Source organism: Arthrobacter sp. StoSoilB19 (assembly GCF_019977275.1).
In the GTDB taxonomy this organism is placed as follows: Bacteria; Actinomycetota; Actinomycetes; order Actinomycetales; family Micrococcaceae; genus Arthrobacter.
Genome location: NZ_AP024650.1, coordinates 2,525,409 through 2,540,341, shown reverse-complemented (window position 1 = coordinate 2,540,341; position 14,933 = coordinate 2,525,409). Strand labels below are relative to the sequence as shown.

At 65.9% G+C, this 14,933-nt stretch carries 16 protein-coding genes, 1 tRNA gene and 1 other RNA gene; 13 read left to right on the top strand and 5 right to left on the bottom strand.

The features are described 5' to 3' along the window. From LDO86_RS11680 to LDO86_RS11660, 5 genes are all read left to right on the top strand, one after another. Positions 1-76, top strand: a tRNA-Val gene (locus LDO86_RS11680). Between the two features lie 111 nt (positions 77-187). Beyond that, positions 188-466, top strand: coding sequence for a hypothetical protein (locus LDO86_RS11675; RefSeq protein ID WP_018769520.1), 279 nt, complete (start codon positions 188-190; stop codon positions 464-466). A 452-nt stretch (positions 467-918) separates the two neighbouring features. Beyond that, the gene (locus LDO86_RS11670) at positions 919-1,848 is read left to right on the top strand and encodes an NAD(P)-dependent oxidoreductase (protein WP_043424978.1); all 930 of its coding nucleotides are present in this window, start codon (positions 919-921) and stop codon (positions 1,846-1,848) included. After that, entirely contained in the window at positions 1,845-2,615 is a 771-nt protein-coding gene (locus LDO86_RS11665) for an SDR family oxidoreductase (protein WP_018769518.1), read from the top strand. The genes LDO86_RS11670 and LDO86_RS11665 overlap by 4 nt, the downstream gene beginning before the upstream one ends. Next, the gene (locus LDO86_RS11660) at positions 2,615-3,697 is read left to right on the top strand and encodes an L-idonate 5-dehydrogenase (protein WP_018769517.1); all 1,083 of its coding nucleotides are present in this window, start codon (positions 2,615-2,617) and stop codon (positions 3,695-3,697) included. The genes LDO86_RS11665 and LDO86_RS11660 overlap by 1 nt, the downstream gene beginning before the upstream one ends. Here LDO86_RS11660 and LDO86_RS11655 read toward each other — a convergent pair. Then, positions 3,678-4,403, bottom strand: coding sequence for an FCD domain-containing protein (locus LDO86_RS11655; protein WP_018769516.1), 726 nt, complete (start codon positions 4,401-4,403; stop codon positions 3,678-3,680). The genes LDO86_RS11660 and LDO86_RS11655 overlap by 20 nt on opposite strands. 231 nt (positions 4,404-4,634) lie before the next feature. On the opposite strand from LDO86_RS11655, the gene gndA reads away from it, so the two are divergent. Further along, positions 4,635-6,074, top strand: coding sequence for an NADP-dependent phosphogluconate dehydrogenase (gene gndA / locus LDO86_RS11650; RefSeq protein WP_018769515.1), 1,440 nt, complete (start codon positions 4,635-4,637; stop codon positions 6,072-6,074). A gap of 79 nt (positions 6,075-6,153) precedes the next feature. Here the strand turns inward: gndA and epsC are convergent, their stop codons facing one another. From epsC to msrA, 3 genes are all read right to left on the bottom strand, one after another. Beyond that, positions 6,154-6,738, bottom strand: coding sequence for a serine O-acetyltransferase EpsC (gene epsC / locus LDO86_RS11645; RefSeq protein WP_018769514.1), 585 nt, complete (start codon positions 6,736-6,738; stop codon positions 6,154-6,156). A gap of 39 nt (positions 6,739-6,777) precedes the next feature. Further along, positions 6,778-7,713 carry a cysteine synthase A gene (gene cysK / locus LDO86_RS11640; RefSeq protein ID WP_026265806.1) on the bottom strand — a complete coding sequence of 312 codons (936 nt, stop codon included), beginning with the start codon at positions 7,711-7,713 and terminating at the stop codon, positions 6,778-6,780. Positions 7,714-7,777: 64 nt separating this feature from the next. Next, positions 7,778-8,302 carry a peptide-methionine (S)-S-oxide reductase MsrA gene (gene msrA, locus LDO86_RS11635; RefSeq protein ID WP_018769512.1) on the bottom strand — a complete coding sequence of 175 codons (525 nt, stop codon included), beginning with the start codon at positions 8,300-8,302 and terminating at the stop codon, positions 7,778-7,780. 99 nt (positions 8,303-8,401) lie between these two features. Here msrA and LDO86_RS11630 point away from each other — a divergent pair, with 99 nt between their 5' ends. Then, positions 8,402-9,325, top strand: coding sequence for a Nif3-like dinuclear metal center hexameric protein (locus tag LDO86_RS11630; RefSeq protein WP_026265805.1), 924 nt, complete (start codon positions 8,402-8,404; stop codon positions 9,323-9,325). A 109-nt stretch (positions 9,326-9,434) separates the two neighbouring features. Then, complete coding sequence (locus LDO86_RS11625; RefSeq protein ID WP_018769510.1) at positions 9,435-10,172, top strand: C4-type zinc ribbon domain-containing protein; 738 nt, start codon at positions 9,435-9,437, stop codon at positions 10,170-10,172. Between the two features lie 9 nt (positions 10,173-10,181). Here LDO86_RS11625 and LDO86_RS11620 read toward each other — a convergent pair whose 3' ends face one another. Next, positions 10,182-10,946 (bottom strand): peroxide stress protein YaaA, encoded by a 765-nt coding sequence (locus LDO86_RS11620; RefSeq protein ID WP_018769509.1) that lies wholly within the window; start codon positions 10,944-10,946, stop codon positions 10,182-10,184. Between the two features lie 56 nt (positions 10,947-11,002). On the opposite strand from LDO86_RS11620, the gene rnpB reads away from it, so the two are divergent. The 5 genes from rnpB (at position 11,003) to LDO86_RS11595 (ending at position 14,925) form a co-directional block, all read left to right on the top strand. Beyond that, an RNA gene (rnpB, locus tag LDO86_RS11615) (RNase P RNA component class A) lies at positions 11,003-11,390 on the top strand. A gap of 44 nt (positions 11,391-11,434) precedes the next feature. Then, positions 11,435-11,968, top strand: coding sequence for a TspO/MBR family protein (locus tag LDO86_RS11610; protein ID WP_018769508.1), 534 nt, complete (start codon positions 11,435-11,437; stop codon positions 11,966-11,968). A gap of 305 nt (positions 11,969-12,273) precedes the next feature. Beyond that, positions 12,274-13,716, top strand: a complete 1,443-nt coding sequence (locus LDO86_RS11605; RefSeq protein ID WP_018769507.1) for a glyceraldehyde-3-phosphate dehydrogenase — start codon at positions 12,274-12,276, stop codon at positions 13,714-13,716. Positions 13,717-13,790: 74 nt separating this feature from the next. Beyond that, positions 13,791-14,000, top strand: a complete 210-nt coding sequence (locus tag LDO86_RS11600) for a hypothetical protein (protein WP_018769506.1) — start codon at positions 13,791-13,793, stop codon at positions 13,998-14,000. Positions 14,001-14,127: 127 nt separating this feature from the next. Continuing rightward, the gene (locus LDO86_RS11595; protein WP_018769505.1) at positions 14,128-14,925 is read left to right on the top strand and encodes an HNH endonuclease family protein; all 798 of its coding nucleotides are present in this window, start codon (positions 14,128-14,130) and stop codon (positions 14,923-14,925) included. Positions 14,926-14,933: the final 8 nt, after the last annotated feature.

Genomic DNA, 14,933 nt, shown 5'->3' with positions numbered 1-14,933 from the left:
GGGTCTTTAGCTCAGCTGGTAGAGCGCCACGTTTACACCGTGGATGTCATCGGTTCGATCCCGGTAGGACCCACCAAACTACAAACCCGCTGTCCCCGCCTTACCGGCGGGCGGCGGGTTTTTTGCTGCCCGCCCTCCTGCCGTCATTGTCGGACCCTTGCCATACGTTGCAGGAATGGAACATGTCATGGTGCACACAGACAGCAACGGAATACCGACGACGGTGCTGAGCCGGGGCAGGGAATGGGCGGTTGGTGCCGAACCGGTCAGGTGGTTCGAGCGCATCAACTGGTGGGAAACCAGCCGGCGGATGCCGAAGGGCAACAGTGGTGTGGACGTCGAAGTCCTGCAGCTGCAGGTGCGGCTGGGCAACAACAGCAAGTCAGCGCTGACCACCGTGTACCTCCAGCGCGACGGGACCGGCGGAGGCTGGAGGCTACGGGAAACGGCAGCGGACGCAGCTTGACGTATCAATGCCCGGATACGAAGGCATCACGCCGGCGTTGACTTTCCGGCATTGGAAAACCCTCCACCGCGGCTATTGGGGGATGCCGCGGTGGAGGGCTTGGGATGAATATACCGTGAACTGCTGGAAACAAAAAGTCATGCGCCGTTCGGCTGCTTCACGTTGGATCAGGGCCACGAAAACCGCCGTTCACAGGCCGTCATGGTGGTTGTTGTTCACATGAATGGACACTATGGCAGCGCCGGGCAGCGGGTTGGGACGTGGAGGATTTGGGGATCCCAAGGTTCACGGGAAGGTCCTCAAGGATCGGTCCCCCACCAGTGAGGTCCATAAAACCTGCCTCAACCCGGACAGCAGCGGAAACGTAATTCCAAGCACTATGGAGTTCATTATGCTGAATTGTGACTAGGATATTGAACGACTCATTCCAGTGCGACGATGTGAGGCAGATCATGGAGGACAAGCGGGCAGGCTTCGTGGGCCTGGGGCATATGGGTAATTTGATGGCTTCCAATGCCATCGCAGGGGGCTGGCAGGTCAGCGGCTGGAACCGGTCGCCTGAAGCGCTCACCCGGCTGCAGGACCTCGGCGGGTGTGCCGTTGAGCGGGTCGTGGAGATGCGGAACCTCCCCGCCATCGTGTTCATGCTGCCTGACCTGCCACACATAGAGGAAACAGCACATGACCTGCTGGAGAGCTGGAAGCAGAACCCGCCGGCACCGAATACCGTCCTGCTGGTCATGAGCAGCGTTTCGCCCACCGGCGTACAGGAATTCGGGCGGCGCGTCCGGGAGTTCAGTTCCGGCAACGCACGGGTCGTGGATGCACCCGTGAGCGGAGGCACCAAGGGTGCGGCGGACGGCACCCTCGCCATCATGGCAGGCGCGGACGACGAACAGTCCTTCCGCCGCGTTGAGCCCCTGCTGCGGACCATGGGTACCACAGTGCGCCACCTTGGCCCACTGGGCGCGGGCTCACTTGCCAAGGCCTGCAACCAGTTGGTGGTGGGGACCACGACGGCGGCGCTTGCCGAGGCTGCCGAACTTGCCGAACGCTCCGGGCTGGATCCGGCGGCACTGTTCGAGGTCCTGTCCGGCGGCTTGGCCGCGAGCAGGGTCCTGGAGATCGTGGGCCCGCGCCTGGTCAGCAAGGATTACACCCCCACCGGCCCGGCCAAATTCATGCACAAGGACCTTGGGTTTGTGCTGGATGCCGCCGAGGCGGCGGGCGTGGCAACCCCAATGGCAGCGGCCGGCATCGAGCTCTACGCGGAGCTAAGGCGCCAGGGCCACGGCGACCAGGACCTTGCCGTCGTGCGGCAGGTGGTCTCCAACCTCAGTCAAGGAGCCGCGGGAGCGGCGGAAGGAACAGTTGCACCATGAGTTCTTTGTTTGATTTGACCGGCCGGGTTGCCTTGGTGACGGGGTCCAGCCGGGGGATTGGCAACGCGTTGGCGCGGGCACTGGCCGACGCCGGGGCAACGGTGGTGTTGAACGGTATCAACGGGGAGCGGCTCAAGGATGCCGCGGCGGCGATGGCCGCCGACTACGCTCCGGGCCGGGTTCACAGTGTCGCTTTTGACGTGACGAGTGACGCCGGGGCGGCGCGCGGGGTGGCATGGGTGGAGGAGCATGTGGGGCCGTTGGAGATCCTGGTGAACAATGCAGGGATCCAGCACCGGGTGCCGATGCTGGATTTGGACGTGAAGGATTGGGAACGGGTGATTTCCACGGACCTGACCAGCGCGTTCCTGGTGGGCCGGGAAGCAGCGCGGTACATGATCCCGCGGGGGCGGGGGAAGATCATCAACATCTGCTCGGTGCAGACGGACCTGGCCCGCCCCACGATCGCGCCGTACATTGCGGCGAAGGGCGGGCTGCGGAACCTGACCCGGGCGATGACGGCGGAGTGGGCCGGGTCCGGGTTGCAGATCAACGGGATCGCGCCGGGCTATATCCATACGGAGATGACGCAGAACCTGGTGGATGATGAGCAGTTCAACTCCTGGATCCTGGGCCGGACCCCGGCCAACCGGTGGGGGACCGTGCAGGACCTGGCCGGGCCGGCCGTGTGGCTGGCCTCGGACGGGTCTGATTTCGTGAACGGGCAGACTATTTTTATCGATGGCGGAATGACGGTGGTGGTCTGATGGCACTGTATACAGCACTCCCCGTGTCCGGCCCGGCCGTGGTGGCGCACGCCGCCAACGATCTGCGGATCGACGAGCTGGCCCTTACCGCTCCGGCCGCGGATGAGGCGGTGGTCGAGGTGGCGTTCGGCGGGATTTGCGGGTCGGACCTGCACTACTGGCTGCACGGCGCGGCCGGGGAGTCGATCCTGAGGGCGCCGCTGGTGCTGGGCCATGAGATTTCCGGGACGGTGGTCCGGGCCGCGGCTGACGGGACCGGCCCGGCCGCGGGCACTGCGGTGGCGGTCCATCCGGCCACCCCGGGCCCGGGTGCCGCACGTTACCCGGCGGACCGGCCCAACCTGTCCCCGGGCTGCACCTACCTGGGCAGTGCCGCGCGGTTCCCGCACACGGACGGGGCGTTCAGCCGGTACGTGAACCTCCCCACCCGGATGCTCCGGCCCCTGCCCAACGGTGTTGGCCTGCGGACCGCCGCGTTGATCGAGCCGGCCGCCGTGGCCTGGCACGCCGTCTCCCGGGCCGGGGACGTGGCCGGCAAATCGGCGCTCGTGATCGGGTCCGGGCCCATCGGGGCCCTCGCCGTCGCCGTCCTGAAACGCGCCGGTGCGGCCCGGATCACCGCCGTCGACGTGCACCCCACACCACTGGAAATCGCCCAAGCCGTGGGAGCGGACCAGGTGATCACCGCCGGCGATGCGGAGGCGATCGCCGCCGTGGAGGCCGACGTCGTGATTGAATCCTCCGGCAACCACCACGGCCTGGCCTCCGCCATCCAGGGCGCGGCCCGCGGCGGCACCGTGGTGATGGTGGGCCTGCTGCCCACCGGGCCGCAGCCGGTACTGATCTCCCTGGCCATCACCCGCGAACTCGACCTCAAAGGCTCCTTCCGGTTCAACGACGAGATCGATAACGTCATCGCCGCCCTCACCGACAGGACCCTGCACATCGAGCCCGTCATCACCCACGAATACCCCGTGGACAACGCACTGGAAGCCTTCACCATGGCCCGCAACTCCGCCGAATCCGGAAAAGTCCTCCTCAGCTTCGGCCCCCGGAGCGAAGCTACTGTCGAACGGGGATAAACACCCGTGGCTGTTCCGTCCAGGTGTCGGCCATCTGGGACATGGTGCGCCGCATGATCCGGTCAGAGGCTTCGCGCGCGGACGCGGCATCGCCCCTGGCAATCGCTTGCGCCACATCCTCGTGCCACTGGAGGGCGGCCTGGTGCGGGTGGTCGGGCATCAGGCCATGAACGGTGCGGCCTGTCAGGGTCTCGGCCACCTGGCCCATGAGGTTGGCGAACATCTCGTTGCCCGAGCCGGAGAGCAGCAGGGAGTGGAACCGGATGTCCAGTTCCAGGAAGCGTGCAACTTCGCCGTTGTTGCCGGCCTCCCGCATTGCACGGGCAACGTCCACGAGCTCCATCCGCAGCGGTGCAGGGGCATTCTGTGCCGCCAGTTCGGCGGCCGCGGGTTCCACCGCGGCGCGCAGTTCGGCGAGGGAGCGGAGCTGCGCGCCGCGTGCGTCGCTTGCCAGCCGCCACCGGATCACCTGCGGATCGAAAGGATTCCAACGGCTTGCCGGCAGCACACGGATGCCCACCCGCTTGGTGGTTTCCACCAGCCCCAGCGACTGCAGGACCCGCACCGCTTCCCGGATCACCGAGCGGGACACTTTCAGTTCATCCTCCAACTGCTCCGCCAGCATGACGTGGCCCGCCGGGAGATCCCCCGAGATAATCCGTGTGCCCAGGTTGTCGATGGCACGGTGGTGGAGGCTGCTGGTCATGCTGCTAAGCCTAGTTGCTGGCCGACGCCCGGTTGTGCGTGCGCCCGCTGCCGCGGTGGTTCGCAGGGTGGCCAACCTGAACCGGCACCGAAACAATGGTTCCATTACGCAGCTGTTACTTTCGCGTCACAGCGAGAATATATATGCTTTATTCCGACCCCCTGATCTGCCCCGGTGTCTTCCCGCCTGCGGAAGCCGGCAACCGGGGCAAACAATGAATTGGAGTTATTGATGTCTGCAGCACACATCGGTGTCACCGGCCTCGCCGTCATGGGCGCCAACCTGGCCCGCAACCTGGCCCGCAACGGGTTCACGGTTGCCCTGCACAACAGGTCGGTGGAGAAGACCGACGCGCTGCTGGAGAAGCACGGCTCCGAAGGCGACTTCGTCCGGACCGAGACCCTCCAGGAACTTGTTGATTCCCTGGAAAAGCCCCGCCGGGTGCTCATCATGGTCAAGGCCGGCAAGCCGGTCGATTCCGTCATTGAGCAGCTGGAGCCGCTCCTGGAGCCGGGCGACATCATCATCGACGCCGGCAACTCCCACTACGAGGACACCCGCCGCCGGGAAGCCGCACTGGCCAAGAAGGACCTGCACTTCGTGGGCGTCGGTGTGTCCGGCGGCGAAGAGGGTGCACTGAACGGCCCGTCCATCATGCCCGGCGGTTCCAAGGAGTCCTACAAGGCCCTCGGCCCGCTGCTGGAGAAGATTTCCGCGAAGGTCGACGGCGAGCCCTGCTGCGCCTGGATCGGCACCGACGGCGCCGGCCACTTCGTCAAGATGGTCCACAACGGCATCGAATACGCCGACATGCAGGTTATCGGCGAGGCCTTCGACCTGCTCCGCTCCGGTGCCGGCATCGAGCCCGCCGAACAGGCCAAGATCTTCACCGAATGGAACAAGGGGGAGCTTTCATCCTTCCTGATCGAGATTTCCGCCGAGGTCCTGGGCCACGTGGACGCCAAGACCGGCAAGCCGTTCGTTGACGTCGTCGTCGACGCCGCCGGCCAGAAGGGTACGGGCCGCTGGACCGTCATTTCCGCCCTGGAACTCGGCTCGCCGGTGTCCGGCATCGCCGAATCCGTCTTCGCCCGCGCCCTCTCCTCCCAGGCCGGGCAGCGCAGGCTGGGCCAGGAACTGCTGGCAGGCAACGAGGCCGACGTCGAGATCCCGGAAAGCTTCGTTGAGGACGTCCGCCAGGCGCTCTACGCCTCCAAGCTGGTCTCCTACGCCCAGGGCCTGGACATGCTGACCTCGGCCGCCAAGGAATACGGCTGGGAACTGAAGCTGGACGAGATCGCCTCCCTGTGGCGCGCCGGCTGCATCATCCGCGCCGAGCTCCTCAAGGACATCACCAAGGCCTACGCCGCGGACCAGAAGCCGGCCAACCTGCTGTTCGCCCCGGCATTCACCAAGGCCATTGCAGACGCCCTGCCGGCGTGGCGCCGCGTTGTTGCCACCGCCGTCCAGCTCGGCATCCCGGTGCCGGTGTTCTCCTCATCGCTGGCGTACTACGACGGCCTGCGCCGCAAGCGCGTGGCCGCCGCCCTGATCCAGGGCCAGCGCGACCTCTTCGGTGCACACACCTACGGCCGCATCGACACCGAGGGAACCTTCCACACCCTCTGGGGCGAGGACAAGTCCGAAGTTGAAGCGGTGGACACCCACTAGCAGCTGCCGGCGCATGACAAAGGCGGGCAGTTTCCCGGTTCTCCGGGAAACTGCCCGCCTTTTGCTGTGCCTGGTACTTCTAGATCCGGTACTCGATGTCGTATTCGGCCGGATCGACGGCGGGCTTGGTTTCCCGCTGCGCGTCCCGGTGCCTCCATTTGGCCGGAACACCGGTAACGATCGATTCCGGCGGCGCATCCTTCACCACCACGGCGTTGGCGCCGACGGCACTGTCCCGGCCGATGGTGATGGGCCCCAGGATTTTGGCTCCGGCACCGATGGTGACCCGGTCACCGATGGTGGGGTGGCGTTTGATCCGGGCAAGTGAGCGCCCACCGAGCGTGACGCCGTGATAGATCATCACGTCCTCGCCGATCTCGGCTGTCTCGCCAATGACCACACCCATGCCATGGTCAATGAAGAAACGACGTCCGATCGTGGCACCCGGATGGATCTCAATACCGGTCCAGGACCGGCCCAGCTGGGACAGCAGGCGCGCCGGGAAGCGAAGCGACGGGTTCTGCCACATGCGGTGCGTCAGCCGGTGGATCCAGATGGCGTGCAGGCCGGAATAGGCGAAAAAGTTCTCAAAAGAACCTCGAGCCGCCGGGTCGTGGGACCGGGCGGCGTCGAGGTCTTCCTTCAGTCTTGCGAAAAAGCCCACAAAGTTCTTTCTACAGGAAACGGGCGGACGGCGGGCTGATCAGCCGCGGATGTCGTCATAGAGCACGGTGGAGATGTAACGCTCACCGAAGTCGCAAACGACCGCCACGATCAGCTTGCCGGCATTTTCCGGACGCTTGGCCAGTTCCAGCGCGGCCCAGACGATGGCGCCGGAGGAGATGCCGCCCAGGATGCCTTCCTTGATGCCCAGTTCGCGCGCAACGCGGACCGAGTCCTCCAGGTTCGCGTCAATAACCTCGTCGTAGACGTTGGTGTCCAGCAGCTCCGGGATGAAGTTGGCGCCCAGTCCCTGGATCTTGTGCGGGCCGGGGGCGCCGCCGTTCAGGATGGGGGAGTCCTTGGGTTCCACCGCCACGATCTGTACGCCGGGCTTGCGTTCCTTCAGGACCTGCCCGACGCCGGTGATGGTTCCACCGGTGCCAACGCCGGCCACGAAGATGTCCACGCCTCCGTCGGTGTCTTCCCATACTTCCTCGGCGGTGGTCCTGCGGTGGATCTCCGGGTTGGCTTCGTTGGCGAACTGCTGGGCCCAAATGGAGTTCTCGGTGTTGGCCACGATTTCCTGGGCCTTTTCCACGGCTCCGCGCATGCCCTCGGATCCCGGGGTCAGGACGATCTCGGCACCGAAGGCGCGCAGCATGACCCGGCGCTCGGTGGACATGGTCTCAGGCATGGTGAGGATGACCTTGTACCCGCGGGCGGCACCCACCATGGCGAGGGCGATGCCCGTGTTGCCGGAGGTGCCTTCGACGATGGTGCCGCCGGGCTTGAGGGCGCCCGATTTTTCCGCGGCGTCGATGATGGCAACGCCGATGCGGTCCTTGACGCTGTTGGCCGGGTTGTAGAACTCCAGCTTCACGGCAACGGTGGCGTCCAGCCCCTCGCTGAGCCGGTTCAGCCGGACCAGTGGGGTCCCGCCCACCAGTTGCGTCACATCGTCATAGATCCGTGCCATGTACATACGCCTATCTCTAAGGGGTGAATACTGAGGTCAGCCTAACGAGGCCGCGTAACGGAGGCTAAGCGTTAAGCCATGCAGAGTAATATTTCCGGGCCTTGGCCAGCTTGGGGTTGATGATCACCTGGCAATACCCCTGCTCCGGGTGTTTGGCGTAGTAATCCTGATGGAATTCCTCCGCCACGTGGAACCGCGGCAGGCGGCTGACCTCGGTGACAATGGGATGCGGCCACAGCGCCTGGTTGCGTTCGATGGCTTCCTCGAACAGGATCTTCTCCTCCGTGGTCTCGTAGAACATCGAGGAACGGTACTGGGTGCCCACGTCGTATCCCTGCCGGTTCAGCGTGGTGGGGTCATGAAGGGCGAAGAACATGTCAAGGACAACTTCCGCGGGGATAACCTCCTCGTCGAAGGTCACCGCCACCACCTCCGCGTGGCCAGTGGTTCCACTGCAGACCGAGTAGTAGTCCGGATGGGGATCGTGCCCGCCGGTGTAGCCGGACACCACCGAGGTGACACCCCGTGTCTTCTGGTAGACGGCGTCAAGGCACCAGAAGCAACCTCCGCCAAGAACAAAAGTTTTCATGACCTCTTCAATGGTTGACGGCCCGGGATCATTCCCTGCCGGCCCCGCGCCATGCCGCAAACTGCGGCGGCCGCAAGCCGATGGGGTAAAACTAAGACTATGGAACCTGTGGACACCGACGTTACCGGCCAGGCAGATCACGACGGCGAAGCCTCCTCCGACACGCCGGCTCCGGCCGGTTCCGCGGACGCTCCCACTTTGGCCGAACTGCTCCTGGCAGTTGAGGAACTGTGGCCGGAGTCCCTGGCGGAAAACTGGGACGAGGTAGGGCTCGTGGCAGGCCACCCGTCCGCCGCCGTCACCAAGGTGATGTTTGCGGTTGATCCCACGCTGGAGGTCATCGAGGAAGCCGTTGAGTGGGGAGCCGAACTGCTCATCACCCACCACCCCCTCCTGCTGAAGGGCGTCACGTCGGTCGCCGCCACGTCGGCGAAGGGCCGGGCAGTCCACCGGCTCATCGAGTCGGGAACGGCACTGCTGACCGTGCACACCAATGGCGACTCCGCCGTCGGAGGCGTTTCCGATGTCCTGGCCGACGCCCTGGGGCTCCAGGACGTCGCCCCGCTCACGGTCGCAGCCAACGGGCTCCCGGAGGAAGGCATTGGCCGCGTGGGCGACCTGGCGGATGCCATGAGCCTGGGCGACTTCGCGGCCCGGGTGTTTGGAATTCTTCCGTCAGTGGCCGGGGGAGTGCGGGTCTCCGGCGACAAGGACGGACTGGTGCGGCGCATCGCGGTGTGCGGCGGTGCCGGCGATTCGCTGTTCAATGAGGTGCGCGCCAGCAACGCCGACGTCTACGTCACCGCGGACCTTCGCCACCACCCGGCATCCGAGGCACGCGAAGCCGCCCTCAACGGACGGCCGTACCTGGTGGACGTGTCGCACTTCGCCAGTGAATGGCTTTGGCTGCCTGCGGCCGCGGCCGCCCTGGGCAACGTCCTGGCTGACCAGGGACATAAGGTGGAGATCCAGGTCAGCACCACCAACAGCGACCCCTGGGACTTCATCCTCACGCCGGGCTAGGCAGCAGCCCGGGATAGCGCGAGGCAGGGAAGCGGGGCCACGCGCTAGAGTCTAGGAAGCGCCGGTTCGGTGCCCGGCCACGGCCGGAAGGGATTTATCGGAGGTAACAGTGGCCAAGGCAGCACCGGCGGAACAGTTGAAGTTGCTTGAACTGCAGGGGCTGGACGCCCGGCTGAAGGGCCTCACCAACCGCCGCCGCACGCTGGAAGACGATCCCCGCATCAAGGACCTCGAAGCCGCGCTCTCTGTCGCCAACGGTGAACTGGGAGCAGCCAAGGTGGCCGTGCACGATGCCGAGGCCGCGCTTAAGCGGGCGGAAGCCGACGTCGAACAGGTTGCTTCACGGATCGAACGCGACGAGGCCAGGCTCAACAGCGGCACCGGCCTTTCCAAGGACCTGGTTGCACTGCAAAAAGACATCGCCTCGCTCAACAAGCGGCGCTCCGACCTTGAGGACGTGGAGCTGGAGGTCATGGAGCGGCTGGACAGCCTGCGGGAACGGCAGGCGGCGCAGCAGCAGATTGTCGACGACATCCAGGGCTCCTTTGCCACCATCCGGGCCGAGCTTGACGCGGCCCTCGCGGAGGTGGAAACGGAAGCGGCAGGGCTTCGCGCGCAGCGCGCCGCATTCGCTGCAGGCCTGGAGGCGGGCATGCTGGCGGTTTATGAAAAGACGCTTGCCAAGCGCGGAGTGGGCGCGGCCCGGCTGTTCCACGGCACCTCCGAAGCCTCCGGCATGAAGCTCAGCCCCGGCGACCTCGCGGAGATCAAGGCTTCGGCCGCGGACGACATCGTGTTCTGCCCGGACTCCGGCGCCATCCTGGTCCGCTCGGACGAGTGGTCCTGACCGGCCGGATCAGCCCGGCAGGATGATGTTCAGGGCGTGCGGCCTGCGGGCCGTGCCCGGCACCAGTTCTGCGTCCCACTTCTCGCGGGCAGCCTTCAAAAGGTCCGATGGCGCCGCCGGGGCTTTACCGCGCCGTACCAGCAGGTGCCGCGCCAGTTCCCCCCGGGTGTGCTTGGCGAAGTGGCTCACCACTTTGCGGACCCCACCTGTTTCGGTGAAGACGTTGACCGCCACGGTCTGTTCCGGCGGCGGTGCCCAGGCGGCTGCATAGGTGCTGGACCGGCAGTCCACCACCAGGTGCCCCCGGGCGGCGCTGCCCAGGGTTTCGCCAAGCTGCGTCTTCCAGAACGGGGCCAGCCTGCCGACGTCGGGCAGTGCCGTGCCCATGGAGAGCCGGTAGGCGGGGACGCTGTCGCCGAAGCGAAGGGCACCCCACAGGGCCGAGATCACCAGGACGGACGCTTCCGCCTTGCGCCGCTGGGCCGGTGTCAGGCTCCGATAGCCAAGGGCGTCGTACAGGACGCCGGAATAGATGCTGTGTGCGGGCGCTGCCGGCTCGGCGCCCAGGCGCGTATTGCGTTCCACGTCCTCACGCAGTGATGCGCCCACGCCCAGCAGGGCGAGGGCGTCCTGGTGGGCACTGACGGTTCCCAGCGCTTCGAGGACCTTGGCGCGGTAGGGGTTCAATTCCGGAAAGCCGAGCGTGGACCAGTCGACGGCGGGTCCCCGGAGCGCGGGTGTCTTGCCTTCGGAAGGGGGAAGCAGAATCAGCACCGTCCGATCCTACCGGCGCAAAAGCGGGTGGCGGCGCCGGTAGACTGGACGGCGGATGGGACAGCCAGGCGGCCGCGCGTCACGCAAGTGGCTCGAGGAACGTCCGGGCTCCGCAGGGCAGGGTGGTGGGTAACGCCCACTCGGGGTAACCCGCAGGCCAGTGCCACAGAAAACAGACCGCCTGCATTGCCGGCTTTGGCCGGGAAGGGCAGGTAAGGGTGAAACGGTGGTGTAAGAGACCACCAGCTTCCCGGGTGACCGGGAAGGCTAGGTAAACCCCACCCGGAGCAAGGCCAGACAGGACACGTTCGAGGGCTGCCCGCCCGAGTGTCCGGGTAGGCCGCTGGAGGGTGCCGGCAACGGTACTCGTAGATGGATGGCCGTCGCTCCCTTTCCGGTAACGGCAGGGGAGAACAGAACCCGGCGTACCGGCTGTCCCATCCACATTCCGCGTTTGACCTAGGGCGATGCGTTGGGGATGCTGGACCGTGCCCGTTATTCCTGATCCCCGTCCCGCCGCCCGGGCCGGCGTCCCCGGCATCCGTTCCCAGGTCATTGCGCTTGGCGGGTTCCTGGCGCTGTCCGCCGCGGCGTGGGTCATCGCTTCGGTTCCCATCATCCTGAATTCCAACGGGTGGTACGCCGGTTCGGTGAAGGCGCCGTGGATGCCGCCGCCGTGGATGTTCCGGAGCACCTGGATGGCGCTGTACACCGGCGTGGCGGCAGCCGCGTGGCTGGTCTGGCGCAAGGGCGGCCTGACCGGGAGCACCCGTGCAGGCTACATTGTCCAGCTGCTGCTCAACGCGGCGTGGCCGGCGGCCTTTTTTGCCCTGTACCCAATGCTCGGAGCTGCCGCCCTTTGGGCTGCGTTCGGGGTTATCTGCGCACTCGCCGGAACCTTGGTATTCCTGATCCTGCGCTTCGGGCCGGTGGACGCCGCCGCCGGCCTCCTGGTGCTGCCGTACTTTTCCTGGCTTGTCTTTTCCGCCAGCCTGAACCTCTACTCAGCCGTCCACAACTGAGTCCGGCAACACCACGGCTGCGGGGCATCCCGGCCATGTGAGTGATTTCACGCAGCGCAAGCGTGTTCCCGGCGGCGGGCCAAATTAGAATGGATCCCGGACGCAGGAGTTCTACCGCCGAAAGTTGCGTTCGCAACCGGCGGTTTTTCTTTGCACGCGATCCAGGCGCCTGGGGGCCATCCCTGCAGGCGCGGGTGCCCCTGGACATCATCAGGTGGCCTACATCTGTGTACGAGGACGTACACGGCTGAACCGAGGAAGGTATTTCTGTGAGCCAGACGTCTGATTCTTGTCTTGATACGTGGATGGGCCGGGAGGCCCTCGCCGAGGCCATGATCCCGGTGATCGGCAGGCTGTACCGCGAAAACAACGTGGTCACCAGCATCCACGGCCGGAGCCTGATCAACAAGTCCACCATGAACATCCTCAAGGCGCACCGCTTTGCACGCCGGATGAGCAAGGACGAACTGCTCCTCGAGGACACCGCGCCCCTGCTGAACACGCTGGCCGGACTGGAGCTGGGCGCTGCCGCGATCGACATCGCCCGCCTGAACCAGAAGTTCAAGGAAGAAGGCAACGGCGCCACCCTGGAGGAGTTCCTCCGCGCTGAGCTCGCCGAAATCGTTGGCAAGCGGGGCGGCGATGACCGCACCAGCACCGACGTCGTGCTCTACGGCTTTGGCCGCATCGGCCGGCTCCTGGCCCGCCTCCTCATCGAAAAGGCCGGTGGCGGCCACGGACTGCGCCTGCGCGCCATTGTGGTGCGCCGCGGCTCCGACAACGACCTCTCCAAGCGCGCCAGCCTGCTGCGCCGCGACTCCGTCCACGGGTCCTTCGAGGGCACCATCCGGATCGACGAGGACGCCAACACCATCACCGCCAACGGCGTGCAGATCCAGGTCATCTACTCCAACGACCCCGCCACCATCGATTACACCGCCTACGGCATCAAGGATGCCCTGGTGGTGGATAACACCGGCCGCTGGCGCGACGCCGAGGGACTTTCCCAGCACCTGCAGAGCAAGGGCGTGGCGCGGGTCCTCCTGACCGCACCGGGCAAGGGCGAGCTGAAGAACATCGTCCACGGCATCAACCACCGGGACATCACCGACTCGGACCGGATCGTCTCCGCGGCGTCCTGCACCACCAACGCCATCACCCCCGTGCTGAAGGCCATCAACGACAAGTTCGGCGTGGTGCACGGGCACGTGGAAACCGTCCACTCCTTCACCAACGACCAGAACCTGATCGACAACTTCCACAAGGGCGACCGCCGCGGCCGCTCTGCAGCCCTGAACATGGTCATCACCGAAACCGGCGCCGCCAAGGCAGTGGCCAAAGCCCTGCCCGAACTGCTCGGAAAGCTGACCGGCAGCTCCATCCGCGTCCCCACCCCGGACGTATCGCTGGCCATCCTGAACCTCAGCCTTGAAAACGGCACCACCAAGGACGAGGTCAACAACTACCTCCGTGAAATGTCGCTGCACTCGGACCTCCGCAAGCAGATCGACTACATCGACTCACCCGAGGTTGTCTCCACCGACTTTGTCGGCTCCCGCCGCGCCGGCATTGTTGATGGACTCGCTACGGTCTCCACGGACAAGAACCTGGTCCTCTACGTCTGGTACGACAACGAATTTGGCTACAGCTGCCAGGTGGTGCGCGTTATGGAGGAAATGGCCGGCGTGAACCCGCCGTCGTTCCCCGCCAAGGAAAGCGCCGCCGCCCTGGCCGCCATCGCGGTCTGACCCTGTCCGCCACGTCCAGCGAATTCCCGGCTGGTTCTCTGGAATCAGCCGGGAAAGGGGACCACACTGGTGGCATGGACAACGAATCGACTCTTCAGCACGACACCACCCTCGAACACGCCCTGGACGTGGCCAAGGCGAACCACAAGGAAGCAGTACGGCTGCTTGAACGCGCCCGCGCCGCACACGCGGCCGGGGATGTCAGCCAGGACCGCGTGCGCCAGCTCGAGGGACTGCTGGCCATTGCCGAGGAAGACCTTCGAAGGGTCACCAGGGAGCAGTAGCCCAAAGGCGGCCGCGCCGGCCGTGTGAGCCATCACTCGTCCTCAACAGTGTGGATATCACCGGCTTGGGGTGCCCTTTGTCCTAGGCTCTTGGGGTGCCTGACTTTCCCCTTCCGGCGTCGACGCCTTGACCGTCCACTGGGCTGCCTACCGCCGCGCACGCCGCCGTTCCCGGCAGGCCTGGGCGCTGCTGGCAACGGCCACAGTATGCATCGTCGCTGCCCTGTCGTGGTTCTTCACCGCAGGACAGTTTGCAGCCGCAGGGCCGGCGCCGGAGGGCCCGACCGAGGCGCCGGTCTTCGATGCCGCGTGGATGAAACCGGTGCAGGAACCAAACCCTGTACCGGCGGGCAGTGCCCTCTCTGCACTCGACGGCCTCGCCGTGAAGGGCCGGGCACCGAACACCGGCTACAGCCGCGAGGCCTTCGGCCCGGCGTGGCTGGATGTCGACAGGAACGGCTGCGATACCCGCAATGACATCCTGCGACGGGACCTTGCCGGCGTGATGTTCGCCGAAGGCTCCACCTGCAAGGTAACGGCCGGTCACTTCCGGGAACCCTATACAGGCCAGGACGTGGACTTCCAGCGCGGTTCAGACAGCAGCCGGGCTGTCCAGATCGACCATGTGGTGGCGCTCGGGGATGCCTGGCAGAAGGGGGCCCAGGGCCTGGCGCCCAAGGAACGCCAGAGCCTGGCCAACGACCCCCTGAACCTGATTGCCGCGGACGGCGCTGCCAACCAGCAGAAGAGCGCAGCGGACGCCGCCACGTGGCTGCCGAAGAACACCGCACTGCGCTGCCATTACGTGGCCCGCCAGATCTCTGTGAAGGCCGCCTACGGCCTGTGGGTGACGGCTGCCGAGAAGGACGCCATGAAGCGTGTCCTCGGCTCCTGCCCCCGGCAGGAAACCATCACTGCCCGCTGACGGGGACC